Here is a 14,302-nt window from a genome sequence, read left to right as displayed (position 1 = left end):
CCAGCCGCACGTCGTGGGCATTTTGGACCGTTACACGAAAGTTATCACTTATCTGCTCACGAAACACCCGACTCGGTTGTCACACATGGAGGAGATGAACCACATAGTCCAGGAGTAACCCCTTTGAATCGCGTCCCCCGGATGCTGCCGGCCCTCATCGCGCTGGTCACCGTGACGGCCTGTGCGGCGGAAACCGTCCCTGCCCCTCAGGTCCCGGCGATCAAGCCGGTGGTCCCCGTTGCCGCCGCCGCCGCGGTCGCGGCCCCGGCGAAGAAGGCCAAGCTCGACATCGCCGACATCACCCCCATGGGGGAGAAGGAGGAGAAGGTCGGCGTCGGCTTCCCGATCATCGTCACGTTCGACCGTGACGTGAAAGACCAGGCCGCCGTGGAGGCGTTGCTGGAGGTGCAGGCGGACAGGCCGGTCGACGGCGCCTGGCGCTGGGTGTCGAAGCGCAAGGTCATCTATCGCACCAAGACGTACTGGAAGCCGCACCAGAAGGTGCTCTTCACCGCCCGGCTGTCAGAGCTTCCCGGCAACACCGCCGCCAAGGACGTGTCCCGCCGCTTCGCCGTGGGCACCTCGAACATCTCCGTGGTCGACACCCGCAAGCACGTCATGAAGGTCTACCGCGACGGCAAGGTCACCAAGAAGATCCCGATCAGCGCCGGCCGGGGCGGCCTGCCGCGCAACGGCGTGGACGTCTACCTCACCACCAGCGGCGTGCACCTCACCATGGGCAAGAAGGCCGTGGAGACCATGACCTCCTCCTGGATGGGCGTGACGGATCCCAAGGATCCGCGCTACTACAAGGAGGAGATCCCGTGGGCGGTGCGCATCTCCGACAGCGGCGAGTACGTCCACCAGAGCGCCGGCTACTACCAGTATCTCGGCCGCTCCAACCAGAGCCACGGCTGCGTCCGGGCGACTCCGGCGGGGGCGAAGTGGTTCTACACGATCGCCCAGCGCGGGGACGTCGTCAAGATCACCGGCACGAAGCGCAAGCTGGACTGGCGTAACGGCTGGAGCTACTGGCAGCTCAACTGGACCCAGTGGAAGCAGGGCAGCGCCCTCTAACCTCCAGCGCCCCTCCGGCTCGGGCCCTCCGGCGGACCTTCCGGCTCGGGCCCTCCGGCGGCCCTCCGCCCGGATGTCCATCACCCGGCCCCGCGCTCCCCGCCGCAACTCTCGGCTTGGGGAGCGACGGGGCCGGTCACGCCCGCGTCTCGTTGTCGCGCGCGGTTACAACTTGTCCAGCGGCGCGTACGCCAGCAGCAGCGTCTTCTCCCCGCCCGTACCGAAATCGATCTTGACCTTGGTCTTCTCCGCCACTCCGTCGACGGACACCACCGTGCCCAGCCCGAACGCGTCATGCGTGACCCGATCGCCGGGCGTCAGCGACGGCACCTTCCGCCCGCCGCTCTTGGCCGGCGCCGGTCGCGCGGCGGGCTCCCGCCGCGTGGCCGCGCTCCAGGCGGACTTCTCCGGGTCGGAACGCCAGTCGATGAGCGGCTGGGGCACCTCGCTCACGAACCGCGAGGCCGGGTTGAACGACGGCGCGCCCCACGAGCTGCGCACGGCCGCCCGCGTGAGGTAGAGCCGCTTCTGGGCCCGCGTGATGCCCACGTAGGCCAGCCGCCGCTCCTCCTCCAGCTCCTTCGGCTCGCCCAGCGACCGGATGTGCGGGAACACCCCGTCCTCCAGGGCCGTCAGGAAGACGACGGGGAACTCCAGCCCCTTGGCGGTGTGCAGGGTCATCAGCGTGACGACCCCCTGCCCGCCGTCGGCGTCGGGGATCTGGTCGGCGTCGGCCACCAGCGACACCTGCTCCAGGAACTCCACGAGAGTCCCGTCCGGATTGGCCTCCTCGAACTCGGAGGCCACGGAGATGAGCTCGTTGAGGTTTTCCAGGCGCGACTCGTCCTGCGGGTCCTCGGAGGCCTCCAGCTCGGCCCGGTAGCCGGTGGCGACCAGGATCTCCTCGGCCAGGGCCGACGGCGGCATGCCCGCCGCCTTGGCGATCAGCTCGTCGATGAGCGCGACGAACTCGCGTACGGCGTTGAGCGAGCGCGTGGCCATCCCGTACGCCTCGTCGGCGCGGCGCAACGCCTCCCAGAACGGGATGCGCTCGCGCGACGACAGCGCCTCGATCATGGCCTCGGCCCGCTCGCCGATGCCGCGCTTGGGCACGTTGAGGATGCGGCGCATCGACACCACGTCGACCGGGTTGGCGAGCACGCGCAGGTAGGCCAGCAGGTCCTTGACCTCCTTGCGCTCGTAGAAGCGCACGCCCCCGACCACCTTGTAGGGCAGCCCGGTGCGGATGAAGATCTCCTCGAACACGCGGGAGGCCGCGTTGGTCCGGTAGAAGACGGCGACGTCGCCCGCCTTGACGTCCTCCTCGTCGCTGAGCCGGTCGACCTCCTGGGCCACGAACATGGCCTCGTCGTGCTCGTTGTCGGCGACGTAGCCGACGATCTTGGAGCCGTCGCCCTGGTCGGACCAGAGGTTCTTCGGCTTGCGCGACTCGTTGCGCGAGATCACCGCGTTGGCGGCGGCGAGGATGTTCTGGGTGGAGCGGTAGTTCTGCTCCAGCAGGATGGTCCGCGCGTCGGGATAGTCGCGCTCGAACTCCATGATGTTGCGGATCGTCGCGCCACGGAAGGCGTAGATGGACTGGTCGGCGTCGCCCACCACGCACAGCTCGGACTGGTCGGCGCCGGACCGCACGACGTCGCCGTCCGCCGTCCGCAGCTCGGGCCGCCCGACCAGCTCCCTGATCAGGATGTATTGGGCGTGGTTGGTGTCCTGGTATTCGTCCACCATCACGTGCCTGAACCGCATCCGATAGTGCTCGGCCACCTCGGGGAAGATCTGGAACAACGTCACCGTGTTCATGATGATGTCGTCGAAGTCCATCGCGCCGGCCTCGGTCAGCTTGAGCTGATAGGCCTTGTACGCCTGCGCGAGCGTCTTCTCCAGATGCGACCCCGCCCGGTCGATCGCCGTCTCGTAGTCGATCAGCTCGTTCTTGAAGTTGCTGACCTGCGCCGAGAACGAACGGGGCGGATAGCGCTTCGGATCGAGCTCCATCTCCCTGCAGACCATCGCCATGAGCCGCTGCGAGTCGGCCTGGTCGTAGATCGAGAAACTGGACGGGAACCCGAGCCGCTTGGCCTCCCGCCGCAGGATGCGCATGCAGGCGCTGTGGAACGTCAGCACCCACATCGCCTTGGAACGCGGCCCGACCAGCTTGTCGACGCGCTCCTTCATCTCACGGGCGGCCTTGTTGGTGAACGTGATCGCCAGGATCTCGCCCGGATGCACCTTCCGCTCGGCCAGCAGATAGGCGATGCGATGGGTCAGCACCCGCGTCTTGCCCGAACCCGCCCCCGCGACGATGAGCAGCGGACTGCCATGATGGATCACGGCCTCGCGCTGCTGGGGGTTGAGGCCGTCGAGCAAGGGATGGTCAACAGAGACTTGGGTCGGCACGCACCTAGGTTAAGACGCTCCACCGACAGTCGGCGCCTGGAATGCCCTCTGCGGGGTGACGGTTGTCCTCCATGAGCCATCCGGAAGGGGAGCCATGCTGGCGGAATCCGAGATCAACAGGGTGCTGGTGGTGACCGCCCATCCGGACGACGCCGATTTCGGTTCTGCCGGAAGCGTGGCGTTGTTCGCCGACCGGGGGGTGGAGGTCACCTATCTGGTGGTCACGGACGGTGACGCCGGCGGCAACGAGCGTACTCTCGACAACTCCGGCATGGCCGAGCTCCGCAGGGCCGAGCAACGGGCGGCGGCCAAGGCGGTCGGCGTCACGGACGTGCGCTTCCTCGGCCTCTCCGACGGGCAGGTGGTGCCCTCGCTGGACCTGCGGCGTTCCATCGCCAGAGGCATCCGCCAGGTCCGGCCGGACCTCGTCATCACCCACCACCCCGACCGCAACTACCGGTTCATCGCGCCCAGCCACCCCGACCACCGTGCGGTGGGCGGCGCCACGCTGGACGCGGTCTACCCCGACGCCCGCAACCCCTACGCCTTCCCGGAGTTGCTGCGGGAGGAGGGGCTGGAGGCGTGGACCGTACGTGAGGTGTGGCTGAACGGCGGCATGACCCCCAACCACTGGGTGGACATCACCGAGGCCATGGACCGCAAGCTCGCGGCCTTGCGATCACATGTGAGCCAGGTGTCCCACGTCGAGGGCTTCGCCGATTTCGTCAAGTCCCACTTCGCCGCGCTGGCCGAGCAGGCCGGGTTCGGTGAGGGCCGCTACGCCGAGGGCTTCCAGGTCGTCTCGACCGCCTGACCCTCGTGGTCGTCTCGACGGCCTGACCGTCCTGACGGTCCTGGGCTTCCTGAGCGGCTGGACCGCCTGACCGTCCTGGCGGCTAGGGCACCGAGCCGGGCGGCACCACCCAGAGCGAGGGCTGCCCGGTCACCTCCGAGATGATGTCGAAGTCCCGGTCGTAGTGCAGGATCGTCGCGCCGTGCACCTCGGCGCAGGCGGCGATCAGCAGGCCGTTCGTCCCGATGCCCCGATGTTGGGAGATCTCGATGAGCTGCCGCTGCACCTCCATGGCGCGCCGCTGCACCTCCTGATCCACCGGCAGCAGCACGCACTGCCGCTGGGCGCCCATCATGCGCTGGTAATGGGCGAAGTCGCGGGCGCTGTAGAAGACCTCGACGTCGACGACGCTACAGGTGGCCACGACCCGCGCGGCGTAGAGCGGATAGAGGGCCTTGGCGACCACCTCGCTGGTGCGGATGCGGGCCAGCACGCTCTTGTCGAGCAGATACATCAGTCCTGTCGTCGCCACGCATGCTTCATGACCTCCGGATCGAGCAGATCCGGACTCCCCTCCGTACGCCAGAACTCGAACGCTTCGATGGCGCTCGCTTTTTCCTCGTCCCTGTCGAGCACCGCCTGCAGAGCGGCGTGAACCGTTTCCTTCAAGGTGGCGGCACCGAGTTTCCTCTGGGCCGCTAGAAGGAGCTCCTTGTCGATGTCGATTACCGTACGCATGCAACACCACCTCCGTACCTCCAGCGGATATCAGAACGCGCGATCGTGACGGACGTACCTCCCGGGGCGGCGCGGTCTCGGGGGAAGCGTCCCGGTGAAGTTAAGGCATCCGGGCCGGAGCGTTTGGAACGTTCCCTGCTGCGGTGGAGGATTTTCATCCGGCGGGATGAGAACTCTGATACGCGAGCTGATCGATGCACTCGCGGCGGCGCCGGAGGTGCGGCTTACTTCCGCTTGGCGGCGATTCGAGCAAAGAGGTAGCCGAAGGAGTTCGTGGCCAGATGGAGCAGGACCGGCGTCAGGAGACCGCCCCGGCGGCGCAGCTCGCAGAACAGGACCCCGGCCGCCGCCGTGGACACCACGCTGCCCGCCACCACCCGGGCGACGTCCAGACGGGCGGGGGACTCGCCGGCCGTCAGAGCGCCGAGCGCCGGGTTGGCGCGGGCCATGTCGATGGCCGGCAGGATGTGCCAGAGCCCGAACAGGCCGGAGGAGATCGCCGTGGCGGCGGCCATGCCGTGACGCCGGCGCACCATGGCGTGCAGGGCGCCCCTGAACCCCACCTCCTCCAGCAGAACCGTGCCCAGGGGGACCTGGACGAGGGCCTCCTCCAGGACGCGGGCGCGGGAGAGCGACAGGGCGCGCTGGTCGTGGAAGAGCGGTCTGGTGCGCGGCATGGCGATGCCGACGGTGTAGACGGCGGCCACCGCCGCCGCTAAGGCGCCGCCCGCCAGCGCGCCCCGGCGGCCGTGCTCGAAGCCGAGCTCCTGCCAGGAGTGGCCGGACCTGCGAGCCATCGCCACCAGGGCGGTCGTCGCGACGACGGAGGTCAGGGGGCCCAGGCGGGGGGCGACCTTGTTGTTCATGATGTTGGCGGCGGCGAGGATGGCGATCGAGCGGAGCAGCACCCTTGCAGGCTACGCCGCCCCCACCCGATCGCGCGGCCCGGCAAGGCCGGCAGGCCCGCAGACCCGCAAGGCCGACAAGGCCCGGCAAGGCCCGGCAAGGCCCGGCAAGGCCCGCAAACCTCGCAAGGCCCGCAACCAGACCCCGTGGCGCGGCGGTCAGGAGGCTGCCGGGCGGCGCCAGCCTTCGGGGAAGCGGGTGCGGCGGCGTTCCTCTGGGGTGAGGCCGCCCCAGATGCCGTCCGACTCGCCCGCGCGTAAGGCATAGGTGCGGCAGTCGTCGATGACCTGACAACCCGCGCAGACCGCTTTGGCGCGGCCCTCCTGCAAGGGCGAGGGGGCGAGCGGGAAGAAGAGGTCAGGGTCGCTGGATCTGCATGCCCCCCTGCGCAGCCAGCCGATCTCCTCCAAAGGCATGGACCCACGGTAAGGCGTGGTCATGATCAGACGCATCATCCTGAGGGTTGACCCGGCAATACATCCCCGGGGAGCCCGTGTCGTGGCCGCGTACGACCTCAGCAGGCCATCGCCCCGTTCGTGTATCCCGTCACGAACGACTGCTGCCGTTGCTCCGCAGTGCCGTGGGCCTGGGGGTTCAGCCAGTCGTCCGTGGGGTCGCCGGCGGCCTCCAGGCTGGTGAACAGCTCGTTCTCGTCGCCCGCCTGCGCCTGCAACGCGCCTGAGCCGACCAGGGCCGACAGGGTGCCGCCCGCGTAGCAGTCGGCCTGGAGCTCGGCCTGCACGTTCAGCTCGAAGGCGGCCTGGAGCTGCGCCTGCACCGCATGCCCGAACTCATGCGGAATGATCACATAGACGGATCCGTCCCCCATCTCCGTCCACAGCGCCTCCATCCAGTCCTGGTCGTAGGCGATGAAGTGCCCCGCCGAGCAGTAGAAGGCGTTGTTCGGCACGGCGGGCTCACCGCCGCAAACGGGCCCGCCGCTCCCTGAGTAGGGGATGAAGTCGTTGATCGGCCGATAGGTGCGGCCCAGCCGGCCGAACTGCTGCTTCCAGAACTCCTCCGACAATGTCCGCGCCGTGCGGACGTCGTCCTCGAACGAGTCGGCGCCCTCCGTGTCCATCGAGGGCGGTCCGATCACTCCGCAGGCGGTGACGAGCAGGACCAGGGCGACGATCAGTAAACGTCTCACGGTCCTCACACGTCCCAGGTGTGCACGGGCTCGTTGTCGTGCATGCGCTGGATGTAATCGAGCGTCATGGCGCGTAACGCCTCATGCCGGTCTCCTCCTTGCGCGTGTACGCGTTCGACCTGCCAGGTGGCTCCCGTACGGCCGGTCAGGCAGCGGCCCTCGATGATGCCGAGCAGCCGGTCGGCGACGGGCCGGTGCACGCCCCACCTGGCCAGTCCCTCGTGCGCCATGGGCAGCAGACGGCGCAGGATCAGCTCGGCCGCGGGCACCTCGCCCATTCCCGGCCAGTACAGGCGCGCGTCCAGGCCGTGTCGCGCCGCCGCGCCGAGATTGTCCTCCGCCGCCCGGAACGACATCTGGCTCCAGACCGGCCGCTCGGTATACGGCAACATCCGCATCAGCCCGTAGTAGAAGGCGGCGTTGGCGGCGATGTCGGCCACGGAAGGCCCGGCGGGCAGGACGCGGTTCTCGACACGGAGATGCGGTACCCCGTTCACCACGGCGTACACCGGCCTGTTCCAGCGGTAGATCGTGCCGTTGTGCAGGGTCAGCTCGTGGAGCTCCGGAATGCGCCCCCGTTCCAGCTCGGCGCGCGGGTCCTCGTCCTCGCAGAGCGGCAGCAGCGCCGGGTAGTAGCTGACGTTCTCCTCGAAAAGGTCGAAGACGCTCGTGATCCACCGCTCCCCGAACCACACCCGAGGTCGTACGCCCTGCGCCTTCAGCTCCGCGGGCCGCGTGTCCGTGGCCTGCTCGAACAGGGCGATCCTGGTCTCCTGGTGCAGCTCCTTGCCGAACAGGTAGGGGGAGTTGGCCGCCACCGCGACCTGCGGCCCTGCGATGGCCTGGGCCGCGTTCCAGTGTGCGGCGAACGCCTCGGGGCTGACCTGCAGATGGAGCTGGACGCTGGTGCACGCCGCCTCGGGGGCGACGCTGTCGGCGTGCGTGTCGAGGCGTTCGATCCCGTCGATCGCCAGGTGCAGGTCCTCGCCGCGGGCCGCGAAGATCTGCTCGTTGAGCAGGCGGTAGCGGGGGTTCGCGGAGAGCGTGCCCTCGCCGATGTCCTGCTCGCGGAGCGTGGGCAGGATGCCGACCAGGACCAGGTGGCCGTCCTGGGAGCGGGCGCGTTCCTCCGCGTGGTTGAGGCGCGCTCTGACGTCGTTCTCCAGGTGGAGCGGGCCGTCGCCGGCCAGTTCCTGGGGCTCGATGTTGATCTCGATGTTGAACTGGCCCAGCTCCGTCGCCCAGTCCGGCGCCTCGATCGCGGAGAGCACCTGGGCGTTGCGCATGGCGGCCTCGCCCCGCGCGTCGACGATGTTGAGCTCGATCTCCAGGCCGGCCAGCGGGCGTTCGAGTTCGAAGCGGGATTCACGCAGCATCTGCGCGAAGACGTCGAGGCATCGACGTACCTTTTCCCGGTAGTTTCGACGGTCTTCACGGCTGAAAACGACGACTGGCACGTCCCTGCCCATACGAGGAAATGTCGCACGGCAACGGCGACTAGACCAGAGGGCTGCCGGGGCCGCGGTGTGTGCCATAACGGGCGGCTTGCCCGCTGATGGGCGCTGGAAGGTCCTCGGCCGACGTGCGGTGGGTTCCGGGCCCGGAGCCGTAATGAGGGTTATCCACAGCCCTGCTGAGTTATCCACAGCCCGGTCATCCACTGGCCCGCTTGAAGTTAAGGTTCTGGCATGCGTGTACTGATCACCGGTGGGGCGGGATATATCGGCAGCACCATCGCGTCTGCGTGTCTGGACGCGGGGATCTCTCCCGTGATTCTCGACAGTCTTGTGACCGGTCGGCGGGAGTTCGCCGAGGGAAGGGTGTTCTATGAGGGGGATATCAGCGACGGGCCGCTGATTGACAAGATATTCGCCGAAAATCCGGATATCGAGGCTGTCATCCACTGCGCGGCGCTCATCGTGGTTCCGGATTCCGTGGCCGATCCCCTCGGCTACTACCGGGCGAACGTCGCCAAGAGCCTCGACTTCGTCGACCATCTGCTGCGTAACGGCCGCACTCGAATGATTTTCAGTTCCTCGGCCTCGATCTACCGCGCGGCTGCGGATCACACCGTGACCGAGGAGTCGCCGCTCGATCCGCAGAGCCCGTACGCGCGGACCAAGGCGGCGTGCGAGGCGATGTTCTCCGACATCGCGGCCGGCAGCCCCCTCAGGATTCTTTCGCTGCGTTACTTCAACCCGATCGGCGCCGATCCGAAGATGCGCACCGGGCTGCAGTCACGCCGCCCCAGCCACGCCCTGGGCAAGATGATCGAGGCGTACGACGACCGCGTCCCCTTCCAGATCACCGGGACCCACTACCCGACCAGCGACGGCACCGGCATCCGCGACTACGTGCACGTCTGGGACCTGGCCACGGCGCATGTGGCCGCCCTGCGGCGGTTCGACGAGCTGGACGCCGACGTGATCAACCTGGGCACCGGTGCCGGGACCACCGTCCGTGAGCTGGCCGAGGCGTTCAACCGCGTCGTCGACCGGCCGATCGAGGTCGTGACGGCCGCCCCGCGTCCGGGTGACGTGGCCGGGGCCTATACCCGCAGCGATCGGGCCGACCGGATGCTGGGCTGGCAGGCCCGCCACTCGATCGAGGAAGGAATCAGGCACTCGCTGGAGTGGGCGGGCCTGTGGGCTTCTCGCCTGGGTTAGCTCGCCGGCCGACCCGGTGGTGACGAGCAGCCGCGCCTCTCCCGCCCAGGATGCGGGAGAGGCGCGGCCGCCGGACTCACTTGGCGACGCCGGCCAGCGCACATCGCGCGGCCGGCCAGCGCGTCCCGCGCGGCTGATCAGCGCACATCGCGCGGCCGGCCAGCGCGTCCCGCACGGCTGATCAGCGCACATCGCGCGGCCGGCCAGCGCGTCCCGCGCGGCTGATCAGCCCACGTTGCGCGGCCGGCCAGCGCGTGCCGCGCGGGCTGGCCAGCTCATGTTGCGTGGCCGGCCAGCGCGTGTCGTGCGGCTGATCAGCTTACTTGGCGAGGTTGCCGAGCGGGATGTCCAGGCTGGAGATGTCGCTCTCCCCGTCCTCGAACGTGCCGGAGACCTCCGCAGCCGGCGGCGCCTTGATCGACACGGCGGTGCCCCAGCCGGTGTAGCTGGTGTCGACGGTCGCGCTTCCCGAGCCGCTGCCGAGCACGCTCCCCGAGAACGTCGTCACGAGCCGAGTCGGCAGGCCCGCCTTGTCCACGGTGAGCCGCCAGGTGATCGTGCTCTTCAGCCCCTTGGCGGAGGGCTTCTCCAGCAGGCTGGCGCGGAGCCAGGGGGAGACCTTCCACACGTCGCCGACCCGCGTCTTGCCCGTGTAGCCGATGCTGGTGGGCTTGGCGCCCTTGAGCAGCGTCTTCAGGGTGGCGGTCTCGGCCAGGTTCAGGGGCTGGCCGTACGAGCCGAGCAGGCCGCCGGCCGGACCCTTGGGCGCCTTGAACCAGGTCTTTCCCTCAGGCAGCAGGCTCGACCAGATGTTGCCGGACAGGTACGACGTGGTGCCGACCCTGACCGTGCGCTCCGGCTTGGCCATCGCCTTGATCATCTCGCCGAACTCGTCGTCGGGCAGCTCGCCCAGGTCGCTCAACTGGATGTTGAGCTTGCCGGTGACGTCCGAGGCGGCGATCCCGCTCTTGCTGAACTGCAGGGTGCCGCTGCGCCGGCTGAACACCTCACGCTTGTTGCCCTCCGTGATGGTGGTGCGCTCGGTGAACTTCACCCCCTTGCCGGGGGCGAGCTGCTTCTTGACGGCCGTCAACGGGTTCTTGGGCGCGGCCGCCAGCGCGGGGGTGGCCGTCACGAGTGCCGCGGTCGTGGCTAATGCCACGCCCATCAGAATGCGCTTCATGAAATTCCTTTGTGGTTTGAGGGGAATCGGTCCGCCAAGGTCCATGGACGGCCTTGCGGATCGGCTCGGCGGTCCCGAGGACTACGGGGTCCGGCCGAGCGAGTTCAGCGAGCCGTTCGGAATCTCCTGGGGCACGGGGGTGTCCGCGCCGAGCTCGCTGATGTCGATGACTTGGTCCGCGGGCGGGGCCTTAATGGTGATCTTCGCGCCCCATCCCGTGTAACGAGTGTCAACGGAGGCGGTGGTCTTTCCGAGAATTCCGTAGTCCAGCGAATAGGTGCTGCGGATTCGGGTGACCAGGCCCTTGGAGTTCACGCCGAGCACATAGTGGACGCTGATCTTACTCGTCCGCTTGTCGACGCGCTCGCCGTAGATCTTGCTCAGGTCGCCGAAGGTGAGCGAGCCCTGGTATGTCCCGCCCTTGAAGCTCTTGGCGTGCGAGACGAGCGCCTTCAGCACCTTGGGCTCGAAGATGTCGAGCGTCTGGGCACCGGTGCCGGGGCGGGCGGTGGTCTCGTCGTAACTCACCCATTTCTTGCCTTCGGGCAAATCCTCGCTGAACACTCCACCCTGGACGTAGGCTTGCCCGCCCACCACGATCATTTGGGGCGGCGACAGAAGTGTGGTGAAGATGAGCCCGGAGCCGCTGGTCCCCCGGTTGCGCTGGTTCCAGGCGACGATTCCGCGCTTGCCGAATCCGAGGGCGCCGGTCGATCTCAGCGTGGACCCCTTCCCGTCGGTCCGGGTGCTGGCCGTTTCCGAGAAGCGGACCCCGTTCCCCGCCGCATACTGCTTCTTCAGTGCCTTCGCCGGATCCACCGGCGCGGCCTGCGCGGGCGCGGCGGTCATGAGCACTGCCGCCGAAGCCAGTGCCAGTCCCGCGAGAATTCGCTTCATACGTTTCCTTCGACATAAACAAGGGGAGAGCAAGCCTGCCCATTGAAGATCACGACCGTATATCGAAGATCGGTACGTTCGTCGTCAAAACCGTGCAATTGTTGTGCAGAGGTCATCGTGGACTAGTGAGATGACCGTCACATATCGGGAGAACCCCGACCCGATGACCAGGGCAGGTCAAGCTTCGGGCTAGGCTTCACTGGCGGAAACGCCCGGCACGCACGGGTTGCCCGGGCCGTCGAACATCAGTCGGATAAGCAAGGACGGACCCTCGTGGACCTGTTCGAACATCAGGCGAAGGAACTCTTCGCTGACTACGGCATCCCGGTGCCACGCGGCATCGTCGCTCACACCGTGGAGGAGGTGCGCGCGGCCGCTGAGCAACTGACCGGCCGCGTTGTCGTCAAGGCCCAGGTCAAGACCGGTGGCCGCGGCAAGGCCGGTGGCGTGAAGGTGGCCGACGACGCCGCCGACGCCGTCGCCAAGGCCGAGGCCATCCTCGGCATGGACATCAAGGGCCACACGGTCCACAAGGTGCTCGTGGAGGAGGCCAGCGCGATCGCGGAGGAGTACTACTTCTCCTTCCTGCTCGACCGCGCGAACCGTACCTTCCTCGCGATCTGCTCCGCCGCGGGCGGCATGGACATCGAAGAGGTCGCCCACACCTCTCCCGACAAGGTCGCCAAGGTGCCGGTCTCGGCGCTGACCGGGGTGGACCGGGCCACGGCCCGCGACATCGCGGTGGCCGGCGGCCTGCCGGAGAAGGCGCTCGACGGCGCCGCCGAGCTGATCGAGAAGCTCTGGTGCGCGTTCGTCGACGAGGACGCCACGCTCGTCGAGGTCAACCCCATGATCCTGTCGGCTGACGGCCAGGTGAAGGCCCTCGACGGCAAGGTCACCCTCGACGAGAACGCCGCCTTCCGCCAGTCGGAGCACGAGGCGCTGGCCGACAAGGCCGCCGAGGACCCGCTTGAGGCCAAGGCCAAGGAGAAGGACCTCAACTACGTCAAGCTCGACGGCAACGTCGGCATCATCGGCAACGGCGCCGGCCTGGTCATGTCCACGCTCGACGTGGTCGCCTACGCCGGTGAGGCGTTCCCGGGCAAGCCGTCGCCGGCCAACTTCCTCGACATCGGCGGTGGCGCCTCGGCCGAGGTCATGGCCGCGGGCCTGGAGATCATCATCTCCGACCCGAGCGTCAAGTCGATCTTCGTGAACGTCTTCGGCGGCATCACCGCCTGCGACGCCGTCGCCAACGGCATCGTCTCGGCGTTCAAGCTGCTGGAGAGCCGCGGCGAGGCGGTGACCCACCCGCTGGTGGTCCGCCTCGACGGCAACAACGCCCTGCTCGGGCGGCAGATCCTGGCCGACGCCGCACTCCCGCGGGTCGAGCTGGTAGACACGATGGACGAAGCGGCCAAGCGGGCCGCCGAGCTCGCTGCGGTAGGTGCGTAACTCATGGCCATCTGGTTGACAGAGAACAGCAAGATCATCGTTCAGGGCATGACGGGCGGCGAGGGCACCAAGCACACCCGCCGCATGCTCGCCTCCGGCGCCCGGGTCGTGGGCGGCGTCAACGCCCGCAAGGCCGGCACGACGCACGAGGGCCTGCCCGTGTTCGGGACGGTCAAGGAGGCCATCGAGCAGACCGGCGCCGACGTGTCGGTCGTGTTCGTGCCGCCGGCGTTCACCAAGGACGCGGTCAAGGAGGCCATCGACGCCGAGATCCCGCTCGTCGTGGTGATCACCGAGGGCGTTCCGGTGCACGACTCCACGGAGTTCTGGGCGTACGCGGTGGCCAAGGGCAACAAGACCCGGATCATCGGCCCCAACTGCCCGGGCATCGCCTCTCCCGGCGCCTCCAACGCGGGCATCATCCCCGCCGACATCACCACCGCCGGCCGCATCGGCCTGGTCTCGAAGTCGGGCACGCTCACCTACCAGCTCATGTACGAGCTGCGCGACTTCGGCTTCTCGACGGCTGTGGGCATCGGTGGCGACCCCGTCATCGGCACCACGCACATCGACGCGCTGCAGGCGTTCCAGGACGACCCCGCCACCGACGCGATCGTGATGATCGGTGAGATCGGCGGCGACGCCGAGGAGCGGGCCGCCGCCTACATCGAGCAGCACGTCTCCAAGCCGGTCGTGGCCTACGTGGCGGGCTTCACCGCGCCCGAGGGCAAGACGATGGGGCACGCGGGCGCGATCGTGTCCGGCTCCGCCGGCACCGCGCAGGCGAAGAAGGAGGCCCTGGAGAAGGTCGGCGTCCGCGTCGGCAAGACCCCCTCCGAGACCGCCCGCCTGATGCGCGAGATCATGCAGGCGCGCTGACCAGCACCCCCGGTCAAGCCCCGCGCACCGCGCGGGGCTTTTCCATGGGGTGGTTCGCCCCATGCGGTGCCTTTCCGCGGCGCATCAGGTGCCCCTGGGACAAATCACACCCCTATTGGTCCGACAAAGTGGATCGTCGG

14 protein-coding genes are annotated in these 14,302 nt (G+C 68.3%); 5 read left to right on the top strand and 9 right to left on the bottom strand.

What is annotated here, in order from left to right; genetic code table 11:
• Window positions 1–123 precede the first annotated feature (123 nt).
• The gene (locus ACWD0F_RS03175; protein ID WP_449872240.1) at window positions 124–1,077 is read left to right on the top strand and encodes a L,D-transpeptidase; all 954 of its coding nucleotides are present in this window, start codon (window positions 124–126) and stop codon (window positions 1,075–1,077) included.
• 165 nt (window positions 1,078–1,242) lie between these two features.
• On the opposite strand, the gene pcrA is transcribed toward ACWD0F_RS03175, so the two are convergent.
• Window positions 1,243–3,465: a DNA helicase PcrA gene (pcrA, locus tag ACWD0F_RS03170; protein ID WP_449872380.1), complete on the bottom strand. Its 2,223-nt coding sequence runs from the start codon at window positions 3,463–3,465 to the stop codon at window positions 1,243–1,245.
• Window positions 3,466–3,589: 124 nt separating this feature from the next.
• Here pcrA and ACWD0F_RS03165 point away from each other — a divergent pair, with 124 nt between their 5' ends.
• Window positions 3,590–4,309, top strand: coding sequence for a PIG-L deacetylase family protein (locus ACWD0F_RS03165; RefSeq protein WP_449872239.1), 720 nt, complete (start codon window positions 3,590–3,592; stop codon window positions 4,307–4,309).
• Between the two features lie 82 nt (window positions 4,310–4,391).
• On the opposite strand, the gene ACWD0F_RS03160 is transcribed toward ACWD0F_RS03165, so the two are convergent.
• From ACWD0F_RS03160 to ACWD0F_RS03135, 6 genes are all read right to left on the bottom strand, one after another.
• The gene (locus tag ACWD0F_RS03160) at window positions 4,392–4,820 is read right to left on the bottom strand and encodes a PIN domain-containing protein (RefSeq protein ID WP_449872238.1); all 429 of its coding nucleotides are present in this window, start codon (window positions 4,818–4,820) and stop codon (window positions 4,392–4,394) included.
• Entirely contained in the window at window positions 4,802–5,026 is a 225-nt protein-coding gene (locus ACWD0F_RS03155) for a type II toxin-antitoxin system VapB family antitoxin (RefSeq protein WP_449872237.1), read from the bottom strand. Before ACWD0F_RS03155 ends, ACWD0F_RS03160 begins: the two co-directional genes overlap by 19 nt.
• 224 nt (window positions 5,027–5,250) lie before the next feature.
• Complete coding sequence (locus ACWD0F_RS03150) at window positions 5,251–5,934, bottom strand: CPBP family intramembrane glutamic endopeptidase (protein WP_449872236.1); 684 nt, start codon at window positions 5,932–5,934, stop codon at window positions 5,251–5,253.
• A gap of 156 nt (window positions 5,935–6,090) precedes the next feature.
• The gene (locus ACWD0F_RS03145; protein ID WP_449872235.1) at window positions 6,091–6,348 is read right to left on the bottom strand and encodes a WhiB family transcriptional regulator; all 258 of its coding nucleotides are present in this window, start codon (window positions 6,346–6,348) and stop codon (window positions 6,091–6,093) included.
• 98 nt (window positions 6,349–6,446) lie between these two features.
• A complete protein-coding gene (locus tag ACWD0F_RS03140; protein WP_449872234.1) occupies window positions 6,447–7,082 on the bottom strand; it encodes a neutral zinc metallopeptidase in 636 nt (211 codons plus the stop codon).
• 5 nt (window positions 7,083–7,087) lie between these two features.
• Window positions 7,088–8,458: a glutamate--cysteine ligase gene (locus ACWD0F_RS03135; RefSeq protein WP_449872233.1), complete on the bottom strand. Its 1,371-nt coding sequence runs from the start codon at window positions 8,456–8,458 to the stop codon at window positions 7,088–7,090.
• A gap of 312 nt (window positions 8,459–8,770) precedes the next feature.
• On the opposite strand from ACWD0F_RS03135, the gene galE reads away from it, so the two are divergent.
• The gene (gene galE / locus ACWD0F_RS03130) at window positions 8,771–9,748 is read left to right on the top strand and encodes a UDP-glucose 4-epimerase GalE (RefSeq protein WP_449872232.1); all 978 of its coding nucleotides are present in this window, start codon (window positions 8,771–8,773) and stop codon (window positions 9,746–9,748) included.
• Window positions 9,749–10,067: 319 nt separating this feature from the next.
• On the opposite strand, the gene ACWD0F_RS03125 is transcribed toward galE, so the two are convergent.
• Together ACWD0F_RS03125 and ACWD0F_RS03120 are read right to left on the bottom strand one after the other, a co-directional pair.
• Window positions 10,068–10,931, bottom strand: a complete 864-nt coding sequence (locus ACWD0F_RS03125; protein WP_449872231.1) for a hypothetical protein — start codon at window positions 10,929–10,931, stop codon at window positions 10,068–10,070.
• 81 nt (window positions 10,932–11,012) lie between these two features.
• The gene (locus ACWD0F_RS03120; protein ID WP_449872230.1) at window positions 11,013–11,828 is read right to left on the bottom strand and encodes a hypothetical protein; all 816 of its coding nucleotides are present in this window, start codon (window positions 11,826–11,828) and stop codon (window positions 11,013–11,015) included.
• Window positions 11,829–12,101: 273 nt separating this feature from the next.
• Here ACWD0F_RS03120 and sucC point away from each other — a divergent pair, with 273 nt between their 5' ends.
• Both sucC and sucD read left to right on the top strand, forming a co-directional pair.
• Complete coding sequence (gene sucC, locus ACWD0F_RS03115; RefSeq protein ID WP_449872229.1) at window positions 12,102–13,283, top strand: ADP-forming succinate--CoA ligase subunit beta; 1,182 nt, start codon at window positions 12,102–12,104, stop codon at window positions 13,281–13,283.
• 3 nt (window positions 13,284–13,286) lie between these two features.
• Window positions 13,287–14,162 (top strand): succinate--CoA ligase subunit alpha, encoded by an 876-nt coding sequence (gene sucD, locus ACWD0F_RS03110; RefSeq protein ID WP_449872228.1) that lies wholly within the window; start codon window positions 13,287–13,289, stop codon window positions 14,160–14,162.
• The last annotated feature ends 140 nt before the right edge of the window (window positions 14,163–14,302 follow it).

The organism is Nonomuraea sp. NPDC002799 (genome assembly GCF_053592075.1).
The sequence above is the reverse complement of the archived record's forward strand: the minus strand, read 5'-3'. Positions and strand labels throughout refer to the sequence as shown.

What these genes read in the sequence shown, in the direction of transcription:
- ACWD0F_RS03125 (WP_449872231.1), bottom strand. Translation starts at nt 10,931, where the DNA reads ATGAAGCGCATTCTGATGGGCGTGGCATTAGCCACGACCGCGGCACTC.
- galE (WP_449872232.1), top strand. Translation starts at nt 8,771, where the DNA reads ATGCGTGTACTGATCACCGGTGGGGCGGGATATATCGGCAGCACCATC.
- ACWD0F_RS03120 (WP_449872230.1), bottom strand. Translation starts at nt 11,828, where the DNA reads ATGAAGCGAATTCTCGCGGGACTGGCACTGGCTTCGGCGGCAGTGCTC.
- ACWD0F_RS03135 (WP_449872233.1), bottom strand. Translation starts at nt 8,458, where the DNA reads ATGCTGCGTGAATCCCGCTTCGAACTCGAACGCCCGCTGGCCGGCCTG.
- ACWD0F_RS03165 (WP_449872239.1), top strand. Translation starts at nt 3,590, where the DNA reads ATGCTGGCGGAATCCGAGATCAACAGGGTGCTGGTGGTGACCGCCCAT.
- sucD (WP_449872228.1), top strand. Translation starts at nt 13,287, where the DNA reads ATGGCCATCTGGTTGACAGAGAACAGCAAGATCATCGTTCAGGGCATG.
- ACWD0F_RS03155 (WP_449872237.1), bottom strand. Translation starts at nt 5,026, where the DNA reads ATGCGTACGGTAATCGACATCGACAAGGAGCTCCTTCTAGCGGCCCAG.
- ACWD0F_RS03145 (WP_449872235.1), bottom strand. Translation starts at nt 6,348, where the DNA reads ATGCCTTTGGAGGAGATCGGCTGGCTGCGCAGGGGGGCATGCAGATCC.